Consider the following 18,738-nt stretch of genomic DNA (forward strand, 5'->3'; position numbering starts at 1 on the left):
TTACCCTCTTTTACGATTTTTACACTGGCAGTCGCTTCATTTTTATTTTAGACTTTACTTAATTTAGAAAACACTAAAATAAATATGAGCGAACTCGAACAACTCCAGGCCAGCGCGGAACAGGCGGCGGCCCTGCTGAAAGCGATGAGCAACCCTAAGCGACTGCTGATCCTGTGTATGCTTTGCGGCTCACCGGGCACCAGCGCGGGCGATCTGGCACGCGCCACCGGGTTAAGTCCCTCGGCCACTTCACAGCATCTGGCAAAAATGCGCGAAGAAGGGCTGATTGGCAGCCAGCGCGATGCTCAGCGCATCCTCTATTTCATTAAAAATGCAGCGGTGAATTCACTCATTGCCACATTGAAAAACGTCTATTGTCCATAAGGAGTGAACATGACCATCGGGACGATTTCCCCGCGCGACGCAAAGGCCCGTATTGAGCAAGGCGCCAGACTGATTGATATTCGCGATGCCGACGAATATCTGCGTGAACATATTCCGCAGGCCCATCTCGCACCGCTGAGTACGCTCGAACAGGGGGACTTTCCTGCCAGGCTGCGAGGTGAATGCGTCATTTTCCATTGTCAGTCCGGAAAACGAACGCAAAACAATGCGGCTACCTTGCAGGCTCTTGCCGCACCGGCTGAAGCTTTGTTGCTGGAAGGGGGCATTGACGGCTGGAAAGCGGCGGGTTTCCCCACGGCAGAAGATAAATCACAGCCGCTTCCGCTGATGCGTCAGGTACAAATTGCCGCAGGCGGGCTGGCCTTACTGGGCGTAGTGTTGGGATATAGCGTCAACAGCGGCTTTTTCCTGCTCAGCGGTTTTGTAGGCGCGGGGTTGCTGTTCGCCGGACTGACTGGTTTTTGCGGCATGGCGCGATTGCTCGACAAAATGCCGTGGAATCGCCGTCCTCAATAATCACGGGAAATAAGCGGTGAGGAACACCTCACCGCTTACAGAATTAGATCAGAAAATCGTCCAGCGATTTACCTGCCGCCAGTGCCTGGGCAATCGGTTTTGGCGTACGCCCCTGACCGGTCCAGGTTTTACTTTCCCCGTTAAGATCGGTATAGCGATATTTCGCCGGACGCGGCTGGCGTTTTTTACCCACTCGCATGGCCGCGGCGTCATTACCGAACAACTCTTCCGGGCTAATTCCGTCGGCCTTCATCAGTTCCAGCAAAGTATTAATTTTCTGCTGCTGTTCAGCGCGCTGACGCTGTAACTGTTCTTCTTCTTCACGTCTTTCTTTAGTGACGACCCTGAATTTCTCCAGCATTTCTTCAAGAACGTCAATGGAGAATTCGCGAGCCATGGCGCGTAATTTACGAATATTATTTAAGTTCTGTAACATCAAATTCATAATAATTAAAATCCTTTAACGCAAAAAAAAATTATTACACTGTGCAGTCTATTATATTATTAGAACATTTTCCAGCCCCTGGAATATAACAGAGGAAATACCACCTCCCGTTAATATACGCTAAATAATATTCCGGCTCATTTTCTCATTCTATGACGAATAACCTCCATACCGGCTCATCGAACATAGAATGCGGTTTTTGCCTTACAGGGAAACCCCTCAACCAGAACATCAACATAACACATTGATTTTTAATGATTTAAGATACACAAACAACAAAAACTCTATCCGGTACAAAAATCAGGCGGTTACAGAGTATTTTATCGACAAAAAGCGTCAAAATAAAAATATTTCGCTAGTTGATAGTTACAATGCAGCAATATACTCTAGCATCAAGCAAAAACACCACAACAAACCACTAAAACGAACTTATTTAACGGCAATTTTACCCCTTTTTTACAAGGAGCATCAGCATGTTCTCACCACAGTCACGCTTGCGTCATGCTGTAGCAGACACGTTCGCGATGGTTGTTTATTGTTCTGTCGTGAACATGTTGATCGAGATCTTCCTCTCCGGAATGACCTTTGAGCAATCACTTTCGTCCCGACTGGTCGCCATTCCGGTCAACATTCTGATCGCCTGGCCCTATGGAATGTATCGTGATCTCTTTATGAAGGCGTCGCGTAAAGTGGGTTCTGCGGGGTGGCTGAAAAACCTGGCGGATGTACTGGCTTATGTCACCTTCCAGTCCCCGGTTTATGTCGCTATTCTGCTGACGGTGGGCGCTGACTGGCATCAAATTACCGCCGCAGTCAGTTCTAATATCGTAATATCGATGATGATGGGGGCGGTATATGGCTATTTCCTCGATTATTGCCGCCGCCTGTTTAAGGTGAGTCGCTACCAACAGGTTAAAGCCTGAAACGACTTTGCGACTGGCTGTGCCAGTCGCTTAATTAACTCGCCTCGCCAAACAGTCCATTCAAATAACGCTCAAGCGCAATACGCGAACTAAAGCCGTGAGGAATGCCGTAGTGTTCGTGGGTGTCCCCGGCTAAATAAAGCGGAAAATGCTGATAATGGTCGCAGGTTTTAATTTCAGATGCCGGTTCAGCCAGCGAAGAACTGCGCTCTTTTAATGTCGGATGAATCACCAGCGCAGTGCGTCCCATACGCGCTTCGCGATTAACATAGACATAATTCTCGCCACGTCGATAACCGTACGTTTTCTGTGTTACCACATCAACGGTAAACCCCACTTTTTCAAGTACGCGCGCCACCTCGTCAGGTCGTAAATACATATTTTTTCCTCGTTATCTTTTACTGCGGGCTTACCTTACCTGATTCAGCATTGGCAACGCTTTCAGAAAAGTCCATAAACGCGCAATAACGCCGTGAGGCGTCTCAGAAGTTAAAAATATCGACTAAACTGAAAGTCACATCGAAATCACTGGAGGATCATATGTTTAACCGACCGAACCGAAACGACGTAGATGATGGCGTGCAGGATATTCATAATGACGTCAATCAATTAGCCGATAGTCTGGAAGCCGTACTGAAGTCATTGGGTAGCGATGCGAAGGATGAAGCAGATACCGCACGGCGTAAAGCACAGGCGCTACTGAAAGAGACGCGTGCGAAAATGCATGGCCGGACGCGCGTGCAGCAAGCCGCCCGTGACGCCGTAGGCTGCGCCGATACGTTTGTGCGTGATAAACCCTGGTGTAGCATCGGTACGGCGGCGGCGGTGGGGATCTTCGTCGGTGCGTTGCTGAGTCTTCGTCGTTAAGGATGAGGCCGGTGCCGGATAGCGTTTACGTATATCCGGCCTGGCATAAACTCGACTAAAGCGCTGACTGAATGGCCTGTCGCAACCGCTTTGCCACCTGTCTTGCGATTTCAGGCGAAGCGATGTTAGTGAACGACAGCAAAATCCCTCCCATCCCCGATGTATTCAACCGCCAGCGACTCAGGGCCTGGACCGCCAGGCCCGCCTCATTGGCTTTGCGTACCGGCGCGATATCGTCACCGTCAACAGTAATCACCAGCTGTATCCCGCCCTGTTGGGGCACAACGTGAAATCCCTGTTCGCCGAGCGCCCTTTCCGTCCATTGCCTTCGCTGCGCATAGTGCTGACGCATTTTTTTCAGATGCCGCCAGAAATGCCCATCACGGATAAAATCCGCCAGCGTTTGCTGCCAGAGCAGCGGCACGCTACAGGCCATCCGTACCGCCTGCTGACGAAAACGACTCACCTGGTTTACTGGCACCACCAGCCATGCACAGCGCAAGGCGGGAAACAGCGATTTGCTGAACGTACCGGCGTAAATTACCCGCTGTGGCGCATCCAGACTTTTCAGCGGCGGCAGCGGTTTACCGTGATAACGAAACTCGCTGTCGTAATCATCTTCAATAATCCACGCCTGGGTATGTGATGCCCACTCCAGCAGTTGATGACGCCGGGCTAACGACAGCGCGACGCCAAGCGGGCTTTGATGGGCCGGAGTGAGTAGCGCAAAACGCGCATCCGGATAATCGCGGATCCCGGTCGCCACATTCAACCCGTCGTCATCGATCGGAACCGGCAGCAGCGCGACATTTTCCTGCTCAATCACCGGACGGATCATCGGAAAGCCGGGATCTTCAATCCACATGCCATCGCCCGGCTTGGCCAGCGCGCGCAGGATGAGGGTCATCGACGCCGCATAGCCTGAGGTGATAAAAATCTGCTCGGGCAGACAGTCAATACTGCGCGACACGCGCAGATAGTCCACGATTGCCTGGCGTAACACGGCTTCACCGCAGACGTCGCCGAGAGCCAGATCAAAACGCGTCTGCGTGCGCAGTCGTCGCCCCATCACCCGCGCCCAGATGTCTCGCGGGAAGAGATCCAGTGCAGGAAGCCCCATCTGAAAGGGCTGAGGAACGGTACTTTCTCCGGCAAAGACCACCGGTTCGCTGTACGTCTGTTCCGGATGCAACTGTGCGCTGACAAACGTTCCCGCCTGCCCTCGCCGCTCCAGCCAGCCCTGTGCCACCAGCTCCGCATAAGCGTTTTCCACCGTCGAGCGCGAAATACCCAGCTCCTGTGACCAGGTACGACTGGACGGTAGTCTGGCTCCGGGCTGGAGTTCCCCACGTTCAATGACCGTTTTTAACTGACGGGCAATTTGCTGATAGCGCGGCATATGGTCTGCTTTTTTCGTAAAAATATGGCTCTCTTTTGCAGTCCATTATAGTGCTACATTGCCTGCCATCAACATGAGGAGAAGCACCATGACGACGTTACGCCAGCCCTACTATGAACTCAGCCCTGAAGTCTATAACGCCCTGGTACAAGCGAAAACGGCACTGGAAAACAGCGCGCTGGATACCACGCTGATGGAATTGATTTACCTGCGTATTTCGCAGATCAACGGCTGCGCATTTTGCCTGGAAATGCACAGCAAGGCGCTGCGTAAATCGGGTGTCACGCAAAGTAAACTGGACGCGCTGGCCGGCTGGCGAGTGAGTCATCATTTCAGCGCGCAGGAACAAGCGGCGCTGGCGTGGGCTGAATCGGTGACCGATATCGCCAGAACCCATGCTGAAGATGACGTTTATCTGCCGCTGCTTACGCATTTTAGCGCTCGCGAAATCAGCGACCTGACCTTTGCGATCGGTCTGATGAACTGCTTCAACCGCCTGGCCGTTAGCATGCGGATGTAATCCGGCGATTTTTCAGCACAAACTCCCGCTCCCCGCCAGGCTCATCGGTGGGGAGTAATCAATCGATAATTCCCATATCTTGTATGATTGAAACTTATTTCAACTACATCTAGTATTCCCTCTATCAGTACACACCCAAACCGACGCGTCTTATCGCGCCGTTCTTTCATTTTAAATGGAAATACGAATCATGCGCATTACTATTTACACTCGAAATGACTGTATTCAGTGCCACGCCACTAAACGGGCGATGGAAAGCCGTGGATTTGAATTTGAGATGGTGAACGTCGATCTGGTGCCCGACGCGGCCGAGACCCTGCGTGCGCAAGGTTTTCGCCAGTTGCCGGTGGTCATTGCCGGCGAAACCCGTTGGTCAGGATTTCGTCCGGATATGATCAACCGTCTGCATCCAGAGCCTCGGGTAGCCAGCGCATGAACCCGCTCGTCTACTTCTCCAGCAGCTCCGAAAATACGCACCGTTTTATGCAGCGTCTGGGGCTGCCCGCCATTCGCATTCCGCTGAATGAACGCGAACGGATCCGGGTAGACGATCCCTACATTCTGGTGGTGCCTTCCTACGGTGGCGGCGGCACGGCTGGCGCAGTGCCGCGACAGGTGATCCGCTTTTTAAATGATGCTCACAACCGGGCGTTAATTCGCGGCGTCATTGCCTCTGGCAATCGTAACTTCGGCGAGGCGTATGGTCGCGCAGGGGAAGTGATCGCCCAGAAATGTGCCGTACCCTGGCTCTATCGTTTTGAACTGATGGGAACCCCCGCCGACATCGACAACGTTCGAAAAGGAGTAAGCGAATTTTGGCAACGACAACCGCAGAACGCGTAACGCAGGAATCGCTGGATTACCATGCGCTGAACGCCATGCTGAATCTGTACGATAAAGCAGGCCGTATTCAGTTCGATAAAGACAGGCAGGCGGTCGACGCCTTTTTTGCCGCCCATGTTCGCCCCCACTCCGTCACGTTTAGCAGTCAGGAGGAACGTCTGCAAACGCTGGTGCGCGAAGGGTATTACGACGAAAGCGTTCTGGCACGCTACGATCGCGCTTTCGTGGTGTCGCTGTTTGCCCGCGCTCACGCCAGCGGTTTTCGTTTCCAGACCTTCCTCGGTGCCTGGAAGTTTTACACCAGCTACACGCTGAAAACCTTTGATGGCAAACGCTATCTGGAACACTTTGAAGACCGGGTGGTGATGGTTGCGCTCACACTTGCACAGGGGGATGAAGCGCTGGCGTCACAACTCACCGATGAGATGCTCTCAGGGCGTTTCCAGCCCGCCACGCCCACCTTCTTAAACTGCGGTAAACAGCAGCGCGGCGAACTGGTCTCCTGCTTCCTGCTGCGGATTGAAGATAACATGGAGTCGATTGGCCGGGCGGTGAACTCCGCACTTCAGCTCTCCAAACGCGGCGGCGGCGTGGCATTTTTACTCTCTAACCTGCGCGAAGCCGGTGCGCCCATCAAGCGCATCGAAAACCAGTCCTCCGGGGTGATCCCGGTGATGAAGATGCTGGAAGACGCCTTTTCCTATGCCAACCAGCTAGGCGCGCGTCAGGGGGCGGGGGCGGTCTATCTGCATGCGCATCATCCGGATATTCTGCGTTTCCTCGATACTAAACGCGAAAACGCCGACGAAAAGATCCGCATTAAAACGCTCTCACTGGGGGTAGTGATCCCGGACGTCACTTTCCGCCTGGCCAAAGAGAATGCGCAGATGGCGTTGTTTTCGCCGTATGACGTCGAGCGTCTTTACGGTAAACCCTTCGGCGATATCGCCATAAGCGAACGATACGACGAACTGGTCGCCGACGAGCGCGTGCGCAAAAAATACATTAACGCCCGCGACTTTTTCCAGACACTGGCAGAAATTCAGTTTGAATCCGGCTATCCCTACATTATGTATGAGGATACGGTGAATCGCGCCAACCCGATTGCGGGTCGCATTAATATGAGCAACCTGTGCTCGGAAATTTTGCAGGTCAACAGCGCCTCTACCTACGAGGAGAATCTTGACTACGCCCAGACCGGGCATGACATTTCCTGCAACCTCGGCTCGCTGAATATTGCCCACACCATGGATTCTCCGGACATTGGCCGGACGGTCGAAACAGCGATTCGCGGGCTGACGGCGGTGTCAGATATGAGCCATATCCACAGCGTCCCGTCGATTGCTGCCGGTAATGCCGCCTCCCACGCCATCGGACTGGGACAGATGAACCTGCACGGCTATCTGGCACGCGAAGGCATCGCCTATGGTTCGCCAGAAGGACTGGATTTCACCAATCTCTACTTTTACACCATCACCTGGCATGCACTGCATACGTCGATGCTGCTGGCACGCGAACGTGGACAGACGTTTGCCGGATTCGCACAGTCGCGCTACGCCAGCGGCGAGTTCTTCACGCAGTATCTGGAGCAGAACTGGACGCCGAAAACCGAGAAAGTCCGGGCGCTGTTTGCCCGTAGCGGCATCACGCTGCCGACGCGTGAAATGTGGCGGTATCTGCGCGACGAAGTGATGCGCTATGGCATCTACAACCAGAATTTACAGGCGGTGCCACCGACCGGTTCGATCTCCTACATCAATCATGCGACGTCGAGCATTCATCCGATTGTCTCGAAAGTGGAGATTCGCAAAGAGGGCAAAACCGGGCGCGTCTACTATCCGGCCCCGTTCATGACCAATGAGAATCTGGATATGTATCAGGACGCGTATGAAATCGGCGCACAGAAAATCATTGATACCTACGCCGAAGCCACTAAACACGTCGATCAGGGCCTGTCGCTGACGCTGTTTTTCCCCGATACCGCCACCACCCGCGATATCAACAAAGCGCAGATCTACGCCTGGCGAAAAGGCATTAAGTCGTTATATTACATTCGCTTGCGACAGCTGGCGCTGGAAGGTACTGAAATTGAAGGCTGCGTCTCGTGCGCATTGTAAGGAGAGCAGTATGACATTATCACGCGTGAGCGCCATTAACTGGAATAAGATTCAGGACGACAAAGATCTCGAAGTGTGGAACCGCCTGACCAGCAACTTCTGGTTGCCGGAAAAAGTACCGTTGTCTAACGATATTCCAGCGTGGCAAAACCTGAGCGCCGCCGAGCAGCAGCTCACCATCCGCGTCTTTACCGGCCTGACGCTGCTCGACACCATCCAGAATATCGCCGGGGCCCCGTCGCTGATGGCAGATTCCCTGACACCGCACGAGGAGGCGGTGCTGTCGAACATCAGTTTTATGGAAGCGGTGCATGCCCGCTCCTACAGTTCCATCTTCTCTACGCTGTGCCAGACGAAAGATGTCGATGCCGCTTATGCCTGGAGCGAAGAAAATGCGCCGTTACAACAAAAGGCGCAGATTATCCTCGCGCATTACGCCAGCGACGACCCTTTAAAGAAGAAGATTGCCAGTGTGTTTCTGGAATCCTTCCTGTTCTATTCCGGCTTCTGGTTGCCGATGTATTTCTCCAGCCGCGGTAAGCTCACCAACACCGCCGATCTGATCCGGCTAATCATTCGTGACGAAGCGGTTCATGGCTATTACATCGGCTATAAATACCAGAAAGGACTGGAAAAACGCTCTCAATCCGAGCGTGACGAGCTGAAGGATTTTGCCCTCGAGCTGCTGATGGAACTGTACGATAACGAAGTCCGTTATACCGAAGAACTGTATGCCGACACCGCCTGGGCAGAGGATGTCAATGCGTTCCTTTGCTACAACGCCAACAAGGCGTTGATGAACCTGGGCTATGAGGCGCTGTTCCCGGCGGAAATGGCGGAGGTGAACCCGGCGATACTTGCTGCGCTTTCGCCCAATGCCGACGAAAACCATGACTTTTTCTCCGGCTCAGGATCGTCATACGTGATGGGAAAAGCCGTCGAAACGGAAGACGAAGACTGGAATTTTTAACGGAAATTAATAGGGGAAATATCACGGCAATCATGATGGTAATATTTTAAGCAGATCACATTTTTATCACCCAATTATTTCAGGGTGATCTACACTCAATAGTGGTTGTCATATTCGCCTGAATTGCTGAAATTCAGGCGCGTTTTTAGTGGTCTTGACAAAAAATATTCACCGGCCGTGGTTTGCTCTCAGCCCTTATATCATGGGAAGTCCCGGCAATTTGCCTTCCTCTCTATTTCCCCTCATATCGCATTCAGGGTTGTCTCAGATTCTCAGTATGTTAGGGTAGAAAAAGGTGACTATTTCTATCAGGTAACATATCGATATATATAAATAACGGGAATCTTTCTATTGCATGGCAATTAAATTAGAAGTGAAAAATCTATATAAAGTATTTGGAGAGCATCCACAGCGCGCCTTCAAATATATTGAAAAAGGACTTTCGAAAGAACAAATTCTGGAAAAAACAGGGCTATCGCTTGGCGTTAAAGACGCCAGTCTGGCCATTGAAGAAGGCGAGATATTTGTCATCATGGGATTATCCGGTTCGGGTAAATCCACAATGGTACGCCTTCTCAATCGCCTGATTGAACCCACCCGCGGACAGGTACTGATCGATGGCGTCGATATCGCCAAAATATCGGATGCCGAACTCCGCGAGGTGCGCAGAAAAAAGATTGCGATGGTCTTCCAGTCATTTGCGCTGATGCCGCACATGACCGTTCTGGACAATACCGCATTCGGCATGGAATTAGCCGGTGTAAGTGCTGAGGAACGTCGCGAAAAAGCGCTGGATGCCCTGCGCCAGGTGGGACTTGAAAATTATGCGCACGGCTACCCGGATGAACTTTCCGGCGGCATGCGTCAGCGTGTCGGTCTCGCCAGAGCATTAGCCATTAACCCTGACATCTTATTAATGGATGAAGCCTTCTCTGCGCTCGATCCCTTAATTCGTACCGAGATGCAGGATGAACTGGTGAAACTGCAGGCGAAACATCAGCGCACCGTCGTCTTTATTTCCCACGACCTTGATGAAGCGATGCGTATTGGCGACCGAATTGCCATTATGCAAAATGGCGAAGTGGTTCAGGTCGGTACACCGGATGAAATTCTGAATAATCCGGCGAACGATTATGTGCGTACCTTCTTCCGTGGCGTCGATATTAGCCAGGTCTTTAGCGCGAAAGATATTGCCCGCCGTAGCCCGGTGGGACTGATTCGTAAAACGCCGGGCTTTGGCCCCCGTTCAGCCCTGAAATTATTACAGGACGAAGATCGGGAATACGGTTACGTCATCGAACGCGGCAATAAGTTTGTTGGCGTGGTCTCCATCGACTCATTAAAAGCGGCATTAGGTCAGGCTCAGGGCATTGAAGGGGCGTTAATCGACGAGCCGCTGGCCGTAGATGCACAAACCCCACTTAGCGAGCTGCTCTCTCATGTCGGACAAGCGCCGTGCGCGGTGCCGGTTGTCGATGAGGAACAACAGTATGTAGGCATTATTTCAAAACGCATGCTGCTACAGGCTTTAGATCGCGAGGGGACAAACAATGGCTGATCAATCTAATCCGTGGGATACCGCACCAGCGGCTGAGAGCGCCGCACCATCCGCTGACGCCTGGAGCACGCCGTCCGGAACGCCTGCCGATAGCGGCAGCGCAGACTGGCTGACCAGCGCACCTGCGCCAGCACCAGAACATTTCAACATTATGGATCCGTTCCATAAGACGCTGATCCCGCTCGACAGTTGGGTCACTGAAGGGATCGACTGGGTGGTTACCCATTTTCGTCCCGTCTTCCAGGGCATTCGTGTGCCGGTGGATTACATCCTTAACGGTTTTCAGCAGTTGCTGCTGGGAATGCCGGCTCCGGTGGCGATCGTCGTTTTCGCCCTGATCGCCTGGCAGATTTCCGGCGTCGGGATGGGCGTTGCAACACTTGTTTCCCTGATTGCCATCGGCGCGATCGGCGCCTGGTCGCAGGCGATGATTACGCTGGCGCTGGTGCTGACCGCTCTGCTCTTTTGCGTGGTGATCGGCCTACCGATGGGGATCTGGCTGGCGCGCAGTCCACGGGCGGCGAAGATCGTTCGTCCGCTGCTCGACGCCATGCAGACAACACCAGCGTTCGTCTATCTGGTGCCGATTGTGATGCTGTTCGGTATTGGCAACGTGCCGGGGGTGGTCGTGACGATCATCTTTGCGTTGCCGCCGATTGTGCGTCTGACGATCCTTGGGATTAACCAGGTTCCGGCTGATTTGATCGAAGCGTCACGTTCATTTGGAGCCAGTCCGCGTCAGATGCTGTTCAAAGTTCAGTTACCGCTGGCGATGCCCACCATTATGGCGGGGGTCAACCAGACGCTCATGCTTGCGCTCTCGATGGTCGTGATCGCCTCCATGATTGCCGTCGGTGGTCTGGGCCAGATGGTACTGCGCGGTATCGGTCGTCTCGATATGGGACTGGCCACCGTCGGCGGGGTCGGCATTGTGATCCTCGCCATCATTCTGGATCGTCTGACTCAGGCCGTGGGTCGCGACTCACGCAGCCGCGGTAACCGTCGCTGGTACACCACCGGTCCTGTCGGGCTCGTTACGCGCCCTTTCATTAAGTAATTCACCTGTTGCCCGGTGGCGCTGCGCTTACCGGGCCTACACGTCCCTCCAATAATTAAGGAACAACGATGCGACAGAAAATCATGATTGCCACAGCGTTTGCCACCCTTGTCTCTACCAGCGCTTTCGCTGCCAACCTGCCAGGCAAAGGCATTACCGTCCAACCGGTACAGAGCACCATCACCGAAGAAACCTTTCAGACGCTGCTGGTGAGCCGCGCGCTGGAGAAATTGGGTTACACCGTCAATAAACCGAGCGAAGTCGACTATAACGTGGGTTACACCTCTATTGCCTCCGGCGACGCTACCTTTACCGCCGTCAACTGGCAGCCGCTGCACGACGATATGTTTTCTGCGGCAGGTGGGGACAAGAAGTTCTGGCGCGAAGGCACATTCGTCACCGGGGCTGCGCAGGGTTACCTGATCGATAAGAAAACCGCTGAGCAGTACAAAATCACTAATATCGCCCAGTTAAAAGACCCCAACATCGCTAAAATCTTCGACACCAACGGCGACGGTAAAGCGGACATGATGGGCTGCTCACCAGGCTGGGGCTGTGAAGCGGTGATTAACCACCAGAACAAAGCGTTTGATCTGGAAAAAACCGTCGACGTCAGCCACGGTAACTATGCAGCGATGATGGCCGATACCATCACCCGCTTTAAAGAAGGTAAACCAATTCTGTATTACACCTGGACGCCTTACTGGGTGAGCGACGTGATGAAGCCAGGTAAAGATGTGGTCTGGTTACAGGTGCCGTTCTCCTCACTGCCGGGCGAACAGAAAGATATCGATACTAAACTGCCGAATGGCGCGAACTATGGCTTCCCGGTAAACACCATGCACATCGTTGCCAACAAGGCCTGGGCAGAGAAAAACCCGGCGGCGGCGAAACTGTTTGCCATCATGAAACTGCCGCTGGCGGACATTAACGCGCAAAACGCGATGATGCATGAGGGCAAAGCGTCGGAAGCTGACGTTCAGGGTCATGTTGACGGCTGGATAAAAGCCCACCAGCAGCAGTTTGACGGCTGGGTGAATGACGCGCTGGCGGCGCAGAAGTAATTGCCTCCTGAATGCCGGATGGCGCGCGATGCGCTTATCTGGCATACGATAGCCGGGAACGCGGTTCCCGGCCTGCTCCCTCCGTTCCCTCCCCTGATCGCACAATCCGGCACGCAACAAATCCCCAACATTCATAAATGTCCGCTATGATTGATTCCCAAAGAAATCATCACCTGACTCACGATTGCGAACATAATGACAAAAACCTCTCACGGGCTGAGCCCGGCACTGATCGTTCTCATGTCAGTGGCTACCGGTCTGGCCGTCGCCAGCAACTATTATGCACAGCCACTGCTCGAAACCATCGCACGCCACTTCTCACTTTCTGCCAGTTCAGCGGGGTTTATCGTCACCGCCGCTCAGCTTGGCTACGCCGCCGGTTTACTGTTTCTGGTTCCGCTTGGCGATATGTTTGAACGCCGGACGCTGATCGTCTCCATGACGCTGCTGGCGGCGGGTGGGATGCTTATTACCGCCAGCAGTCAGTCGCTGGCGATGATGATCCTCGGTACGGCGCTGACCGGACTTTTTTCCGTGGTTGCACAGATTCTGGTGCCGTTGGCGGCGACGCTTGCCACGCCGGATAAACGCGGCAAAGTGGTCGGAACCATCATGAGCGGCCTGCTGCTGGGCATTTTGCTGGCGCGAACCGTGGCGGGACTGCTGGCGAATCTCGGCGGTTGGCGCACTGTCTTCTGGGTCGCCTCCGTATTGATGGCGCTGATGGCTATCGCGCTGTGGCGCGGCTTGCCAAAGGTGAAGTCAGACACCCACCTGAACTACCCGCAGTTGCTGGGTTCGGTATTCAGTTTGTTTACCCGCGATAAACTGCTGCGCACGCGTGCACTGCTGGGCTGCCTGACCTTCGCCAATTTCAGCATTCTCTGGACGTCAATGGCCTTTTTACTGGCCGCCCCGCCGTTTAACTATTCTGAAGGGATGATTGGCCTGTTTGGGCTGGCGGGTGCCGCTGGTGCGCTCGGCGCGCGTCCGGCTGGCGGTTTTGCGGATAAAGGACATTCTCACCTCACCACAACCTATGGCCTGCTGCTATTGCTGCTTTCCTGGCTCGCTATCTGGTTGGGACACACCTCAGTGCTGGCGCTGATTGTGGGGATTCTGGTTCTGGATCTTACCGTTCAGGGGGTTCACATCACTAATCAGACGGTGATTTACCGTTTGTATCCGGAGGCCCGAAACCGTCTGACCGCCGGGTATATGACCAGTTACTTTATCGGCGGGGCAGCAGGGTCATTGATCTCCGCCTCGGCCTGGCAGCATGCCGGATGGCTGGGCGTTTGTCTGGCAGGGACGACCGTTGCCGTACTGAACCTGCTGGTCTGGTGGCGAGGATTTCACCGACAAGACGCTGCAATTTAAGCGCCCGGCAAGCGTTTGGGCTCCTGAGGGTGTTAAGGAGCCCCCCAGTCTGTTAAGGTGATAGAGATTATTAACCCTGATAATTTTAACATTGGTGATAACGCGCAAAACTCTATGGAAAGGCCCGCATCTCTGCCCAATACCCCTCCGGCTACCTGTGCGGAAGGATTCAAAGACAGCTTACCCATCGTCATCAGCTATATTCCTGTTGCCTTTGCATTTGGTCTCAATGCCACCCGTCTCGGGTTTAGCCCGGTTGAGAGCGTGTTTTTCTCCTGCATTATTTATGCCGGTGCCAGCCAGTTCGTTATCACAACCATGCTCGCCGCAGGCAGCACATTATGGGTTGCCGCCCTGACCGTTATGGCGATGGATGTACGCCATGTTTTATACGGTCCTTCCCTGCGCAGTCGTATCGCCCAGAAACTCAGTAAACCGAAAACCGCCCTGTGGGCGTTTGGTCTCACCGACGAAGTCTTTGCCGCTGCCACTGCAAAGCTGGTGCGGGATAACCGTCGCTGGAGCGAGAACTGGATGATTGGCATCGCGTTTTGCTCCTGGGCCTCCTGGGTGCTGGGAACCGTACTCGGCGCCTTTTCCGGCAGCGGTTTATTGAAAGGATTCCCGGCGGTCGAAGCGGCGCTCGGTTTTATGCTCCCCGCGCTGTTTATGAGTTTTCTGCTGGCGTCATTCCAGCGTAAACAGTCCCTGTGCGTGACCGCCGCCTTAGCGGGCGCACTGGCGGGCGTGACGCTGTTTTCCATCCCCGCCGCGATTCTGGCGGGGATTGTGTGTGGTTGTCTGACCGCGCTAATTCAAGCTTTCTGGCAAGGAGTTCCCGATGCGCTATGAGGTGCTGCTGCTCGGATTGCTGGTCGGCTGTGTAAATTATGGGTTTCGCTATTTACCGCTACGTCTGAAGATGGGAAATACCCGTCCAGGCAAGCGTGGTGCAACCGGCGTTTTACTCGACACCATCGGCATTGCATCAATTTGCGCCCTGCTGGTTGTGTCAACGGCCCCTGAGGTCATGCACGATGCCAGTCGCTTCGTGCCGACGCTCGTGGGCTTTGCTGTACTGGGTGCTAGTTTTTATAAAACGCGCAGTATCATCATTCCTACGCTATTAAGTGCTCTGGCCTATGGATTAGCGTGGAAAATGTTGGCGGTTTTATAGGTTGGAAAAATCATTTTAATTTAATAATACATTTACTTTATTTGTCACTGTCGTTACTATATCGGCTGAAATTAATGAGGTCATGCCCAAATGGATAGTTCGTTTACGCCCATTGAACAAATGCTAAAATTTCGCGCCAGCCGCCACGAGGATTTTCCGTATCAGGAAATCCTGCTGACTCGTCTTTGCATGCATATGCAAGGAAAACTGCTGGATAACCGCAATAAAATGCTGAAAGCTCAAGGGATTAACGAGACGTTGTTTATGGCGTTGATTACGCTGGAGTCTCAGGAAAACCACAGCATTCAGCCTTCTGAACTGAGCTGTGCCCTGGGATCATCCCGTACTAACGCGACACGTATCGCTGATGAGCTGGAAAAGCGCGGTTGGATCGAGCGCCATGAAAGCGACAACGATCGTCGTTGCCTGCATCTGCAGTTAACCGATAAAGGCCACGCATTTTTGCGCGAAGTATTACCGCCGCAGCATAACTGCCTGCATCAACTGTGGTCCGCTCTTAACACTGCAGAAAAAGAACAGCTTGAGCACATCACTCGTAAGCTTCTGACGCGTCTCGATCAGATGGACCAGGAGGGTGCTATCCTTGAGGCGCTGAGCTAACGCGTCGACTCGCTCAATAATCCAGATTACCAAAGAAAACTGACTGGCCAGCACTTGAACGTGCTGGCCTTTCTGATAAACAGCTCGGCTCAGCCGACGAAAAAATAAGATCGTGGAGAACAACATGAGCGCAAATGCGGAGACCCAAACCCCGCAGCAACCGGTTAAGAAGAAAAGCAAACGTAAAAGTACGCTACTCCTCCTGACCTTGCTCTTTATCGTTATTGCCGTGGCATATGGAATTTATTGGTTTTTGGTACTGCGTCATGTCGAAGAGACCGATGATGCATACGTGGCAGGGAACCAGGTTCAAATCATGGCACAGGTATCCGGCAGCGTGACGAAAGTCTGGGCGGATAACACTGATTTTGTTAAACAGGGTGACGTTCTCGTCACGCTCGATCAGACGGATGCCAGACAGGCATTTGAAAAAGCGAAGACCGCGCTGGCCTCCAGCGTCCGTCAGACGCATCAGTTAATGATCAACAGCAAACAGTTGCAGGCGAACATTGCGGTGCAGAAAACGGCCCTTGCCCAGGCGCAAAGCGATTTTAACCGTCGCGTACCACTGGGTAACGCCAATCTGATTGGTCGTGAAGAGCTGCAACACGCACGGGATGCCGTGGCCAGCGCTCAGGCGCAGCTTGATGTTGCCATTCAGCAATACAATGCTAATCAGGCGATGATTCTCGACAGCAAGCTGGAAGATCAGCCCGCCGTCCAACAGGCCGCCACCGAAGTGCGTAACGCCTGGCTGGCGCTCGAGCGAACGAAGATCGTCAGCCCAATGACCGGCTACGTGTCGCGCCGCGCCGTGCAGCCTGGTGCGCAGATCAGCCCTACCACGCCGCTGATGGCTGTGGTTCCGGCCACCAATCTGTGGGTTGATGCTAACTTCAAAGAGACGCAGCTTGCCCATATGCGCATCGGCCAACCGGCAACGGTGATCAGTGATATCTACGGCGATGATGTTAAGTACACCGGTAAAGTGGTCGGTCTTGATATGGGGACCGGTAGCGCCTTCTCACTGCTGCCAGCACAGAACGCAACCGGTAACTGGATCAAAGTGGTTCAGCGTCTGCCTGTACGTATCGAACTGGATGCACAGCAGCTGGCGCAACATCCGTTGCGGATTGGTTTATCGACGCTCGTCACCGTCGATACCGCGAACCGCGACGGTCAGGTGCTCGCCAGCCAGGTGCGCACTACGCCGGTGTCTGAGAGTAACGCCCGTGAAATCAGCCTTGCCCCGGTCAATAAACTGATCGAAGAGATTGTGCAGGCCAACGCAGGCTAATCTGAGGTGCGTGTGATGCAACAGCAAAAACCGCTGGAGGGCGCGCAGCTCGTCATTATGACGATTGCGCTGTCGCTGGCGACATTCATGCAGGTGCTGGACTCCACCATTGCTAACGTGGCGATCCCTACGATCGCCGGGAACCTGGGCTCATCGCTGAGCCAGGGGACGTGGGTGATCACCTCTTTCGGGGTGGCGAACGCCATCTCGATTCCCATTACCGGCTGGCTGGCAAAGCGCGTTGGGGAAGTGAAGCTCTTCATGTGGTCAACGGTGGCGTTTGCCATCGCCTCCTGGGCGTGCGGCGTCTCCAGTAGTCTGAACATGCTGATCTTCTTCCGCGTCGTTCAGGGGGTGGTTGCCGGGCCGCTGATCCCGCTTTCGCAAAGTCTGCTACTCAATAACTACCCTCCGGCAAAGCGCTCTATCGCGCTGGCGCTGTGGTCGATGACAGTGATTGTCGCGCCGATTTGCGGCCCGATTCTGGGCGGCTATATCAGCGATAACTATCACTGGGGCTGGATTTTCTTTATCAACGTGCCAATCGGTATTGCCGTCGTTCTGATGACGCTGCAAACCCTGCGTGGACGCGAAACACGCACGGAACAGCGGCGGATTGACGCCATCGGGCTGGCGTTGCTGGTCATTGGGATCGGTAGCCTGCAGATTATGCTCGACCGGGGGAAAGAGCTGGACTGGTTCGCCTCACAGGAGATCATCATTCTGACCGTGGTGGCGGTGGTCGCCATTAGCTTCCTGATTGTCTGGGAGCTTACCGACGATAACCCCATTGTCGATCTCTCACTGTTTAAGTCGCGAAACTTTACCATCGGCTGTTTGTGTATCAGTCTGGCTTATATGCTGTACTTCGGGGCTATTGTTCTGCTACCTCAGCTTTTGCAGGAGGTTTACGGCTATACCGCGACGTGGGCGGGTCTGGCGTCCGCGCCGGTGGGGATTATTCCGGTGATCCTGTCGCCGATTATTGGCCGCTTTGCCCATAAGCTGGATATGCGCAGGCTGGTGACGTTCAGCTTTATTATGTATGCCGTCTGCTTTTACTGGCGCGCGTGGACGTTTGAACCGGGAATGGACTTCGGCGCCTCCGCCTGGCCACAGTTTATTCAGGGCTTCGCGGTGGCGTGCTTCTTTATGCCGCTAACAACCATCACGCTGTCTGGCTTACCGCCTGAGCGTCTGGCGGCGGCATCGAGTTTGTCTAACTTTACGCGAACGCTGGCGGGGTCAATCGGGACATCGATCACCACCACCATGTGGACCAACCGGGAATCGATGCACCATGCACAGTTAACCGAGTCGGTGAATCCGTATAACCCGAATGCGCAGGCAATGTACGATCAGCTACAGGGACTGGGCATGACGCAGCAACAGGCGTCTGGCTGGATAGCCCAGCAGATAACGAATCAGGGGCTGATTATTTCAGCCAACGAGATCTTCTGGATGTCGGCGGGGATCTTCCTGGTGTTGCTCGGTCTGGTCTGGTTCGCCAAACCCCCGTTTGGTGCGGGCGGTGGCGGTGGTGGCGCGCACTAAGGTTTGATTTAAAGGGATCCGCGGA

The 18,738-nt window shown here is 53.8% G+C and carries 21 protein-coding genes; 18 read left to right on the forward strand and 3 right to left on the reverse strand.

The genetic code is table 11. The annotated features are described in order from the left end of the window. Positions 1–84: 84 nt before the first annotated feature. Both ACQ0PY_RS18025 and ACQ0PY_RS18030 read left to right on the forward strand, forming a co-directional pair. On the forward strand, positions 85–384 hold the full coding sequence (locus ACQ0PY_RS18025; RefSeq protein ID WP_042999641.1) for an ArsR/SmtB family transcription factor: 300 nt from the start codon (positions 85–87) through the stop codon (positions 382–384). A gap of 9 nt (positions 385–393) precedes the next feature. Further along, positions 394–921 (forward strand): rhodanese family protein, encoded by a 528-nt coding sequence (locus tag ACQ0PY_RS18030; protein ID WP_109739409.1) that lies wholly within the window; start codon positions 394–396, stop codon positions 919–921. Positions 922–964: 43 nt separating this feature from the next. Here ACQ0PY_RS18030 and stpA read toward each other — a convergent pair whose 3' ends face one another. After that, positions 965–1,366: a DNA-binding protein StpA gene (stpA, locus tag ACQ0PY_RS18035; RefSeq protein ID WP_061069695.1), complete on the reverse strand. Its 402-nt coding sequence runs from the start codon at positions 1,364–1,366 to the stop codon at positions 965–967. A gap of 473 nt (positions 1,367–1,839) precedes the next feature. Here stpA and alaE point away from each other — a divergent pair, with 473 nt between their 5' ends. Next, a complete protein-coding gene (gene alaE, locus ACQ0PY_RS18040; protein WP_042999638.1) occupies positions 1,840–2,289 on the forward strand; it encodes an L-alanine exporter AlaE in 450 nt (149 codons plus the stop codon). Positions 2,290–2,323: 34 nt separating this feature from the next. Here alaE and ACQ0PY_RS18045 read toward each other — a convergent pair whose 3' ends face one another. Next, positions 2,324–2,668 (reverse strand): DUF2002 family protein, encoded by a 345-nt coding sequence (locus ACQ0PY_RS18045; RefSeq protein ID WP_042999637.1) that lies wholly within the window; start codon positions 2,666–2,668, stop codon positions 2,324–2,326. A gap of 161 nt (positions 2,669–2,829) precedes the next feature. Here ACQ0PY_RS18045 and ACQ0PY_RS18050 point away from each other — a divergent pair, with 161 nt between their 5' ends. Beyond that, positions 2,830–3,156 carry an ElaB/YgaM/YqjD family protein gene (locus ACQ0PY_RS18050; protein WP_042999636.1) on the forward strand — a complete coding sequence of 109 codons (327 nt, stop codon included), beginning with the start codon at positions 2,830–2,832 and terminating at the stop codon, positions 3,154–3,156. Between the two features lie 55 nt (positions 3,157–3,211). Here ACQ0PY_RS18050 and pdxR read toward each other — a convergent pair whose 3' ends face one another. After that, positions 3,212–4,555 (reverse strand): MocR-like pyridoxine biosynthesis transcription factor PdxR, encoded by a 1,344-nt coding sequence (pdxR, locus tag ACQ0PY_RS18055; RefSeq protein WP_099433375.1) that lies wholly within the window; start codon positions 4,553–4,555, stop codon positions 3,212–3,214. A gap of 88 nt (positions 4,556–4,643) precedes the next feature. Here pdxR and ACQ0PY_RS18060 point away from each other — a divergent pair, with 88 nt between their 5' ends. The 14 genes from ACQ0PY_RS18060 to emrB all read left to right on the forward strand — a co-directional run bounded on the left by ACQ0PY_RS18060 (position 4,644) and on the right by emrB (position 18,713). Continuing rightward, positions 4,644–5,075 carry a carboxymuconolactone decarboxylase family protein gene (locus ACQ0PY_RS18060; protein WP_044255114.1) on the forward strand — a complete coding sequence of 144 codons (432 nt, stop codon included), beginning with the start codon at positions 4,644–4,646 and terminating at the stop codon, positions 5,073–5,075. Positions 5,076–5,265: 190 nt separating this feature from the next. Continuing rightward, positions 5,266–5,511: a glutaredoxin-like protein NrdH gene (gene nrdH, locus ACQ0PY_RS18065; protein ID WP_109739410.1), complete on the forward strand. Its 246-nt coding sequence runs from the start codon at positions 5,266–5,268 to the stop codon at positions 5,509–5,511. After that, positions 5,508–5,918, forward strand: a complete 411-nt coding sequence (nrdI, locus tag ACQ0PY_RS18070; protein ID WP_042999632.1) for a class Ib ribonucleoside-diphosphate reductase assembly flavoprotein NrdI — start codon at positions 5,508–5,510, stop codon at positions 5,916–5,918. The genes nrdH and nrdI overlap by 4 nt, the downstream gene beginning before the upstream one ends. Further along, the gene (gene nrdE, locus ACQ0PY_RS18075) at positions 5,891–8,035 is read left to right on the forward strand and encodes a class 1b ribonucleoside-diphosphate reductase subunit alpha (RefSeq protein WP_109739411.1); all 2,145 of its coding nucleotides are present in this window, start codon (positions 5,891–5,893) and stop codon (positions 8,033–8,035) included. The genes nrdI and nrdE overlap by 28 nt, the downstream gene beginning before the upstream one ends. A gap of 10 nt (positions 8,036–8,045) precedes the next feature. Further along, entirely contained in the window at positions 8,046–9,005 is a 960-nt protein-coding gene (gene nrdF / locus ACQ0PY_RS18080) for a class 1b ribonucleoside-diphosphate reductase subunit beta (RefSeq protein WP_042999630.1), read from the forward strand. A 355-nt stretch (positions 9,006–9,360) separates the two neighbouring features. Next, the gene (proV, locus tag ACQ0PY_RS18085; protein WP_042999629.1) at positions 9,361–10,563 is read left to right on the forward strand and encodes a glycine betaine/L-proline ABC transporter ATP-binding protein ProV; all 1,203 of its coding nucleotides are present in this window, start codon (positions 9,361–9,363) and stop codon (positions 10,561–10,563) included. Continuing rightward, positions 10,556–11,620 (forward strand): glycine betaine/L-proline ABC transporter permease ProW, encoded by a 1,065-nt coding sequence (gene proW / locus ACQ0PY_RS18090; protein WP_042999628.1) that lies wholly within the window; start codon positions 10,556–10,558, stop codon positions 11,618–11,620. The genes proV and proW overlap by 8 nt, the downstream gene beginning before the upstream one ends. Before the next feature lie 68 nt (positions 11,621–11,688). Continuing rightward, positions 11,689–12,684: a glycine betaine/L-proline ABC transporter substrate-binding protein ProX gene (proX, locus tag ACQ0PY_RS18095; protein ID WP_109739412.1), complete on the forward strand. Its 996-nt coding sequence runs from the start codon at positions 11,689–11,691 to the stop codon at positions 12,682–12,684. A gap of 195 nt (positions 12,685–12,879) precedes the next feature. Next, a complete protein-coding gene (locus tag ACQ0PY_RS18100; protein ID WP_109739413.1) occupies positions 12,880–14,064 on the forward strand; it encodes an MFS transporter in 1,185 nt (394 codons plus the stop codon). 114 nt (positions 14,065–14,178) lie between these two features. Then, positions 14,179–14,916, forward strand: coding sequence for an AzlC family ABC transporter permease (locus ACQ0PY_RS18105; protein WP_043001836.1), 738 nt, complete (start codon positions 14,179–14,181; stop codon positions 14,914–14,916). Continuing rightward, on the forward strand, positions 14,906–15,241 hold the full coding sequence (gene ygaH, locus ACQ0PY_RS18110) for an L-valine transporter subunit YgaH (protein ID WP_042326037.1): 336 nt from the start codon (positions 14,906–14,908) through the stop codon (positions 15,239–15,241). The genes ACQ0PY_RS18105 and ygaH overlap by 11 nt, the downstream gene beginning before the upstream one ends. Positions 15,242–15,331: 90 nt before the next feature. Beyond that, positions 15,332–15,862, forward strand: coding sequence for a transcriptional repressor MprA (gene mprA, locus ACQ0PY_RS18115; RefSeq protein WP_042999625.1), 531 nt, complete (start codon positions 15,332–15,334; stop codon positions 15,860–15,862). Between the two features lie 124 nt (positions 15,863–15,986). Beyond that, positions 15,987–17,159, forward strand: a complete 1,173-nt coding sequence (gene emrA, locus ACQ0PY_RS18120; RefSeq protein WP_044266594.1) for a multidrug efflux MFS transporter periplasmic adaptor subunit EmrA — start codon at positions 15,987–15,989, stop codon at positions 17,157–17,159. A gap of 15 nt (positions 17,160–17,174) precedes the next feature. Continuing rightward, complete coding sequence (gene emrB / locus ACQ0PY_RS18125; protein ID WP_042999623.1) at positions 17,175–18,713, forward strand: multidrug efflux MFS transporter permease subunit EmrB; 1,539 nt, start codon at positions 17,175–17,177, stop codon at positions 18,711–18,713. Positions 18,714–18,738 lie beyond the last annotated feature (25 nt).

The organism is Citrobacter sp. LST-B2, assembly GCF_057983045.1.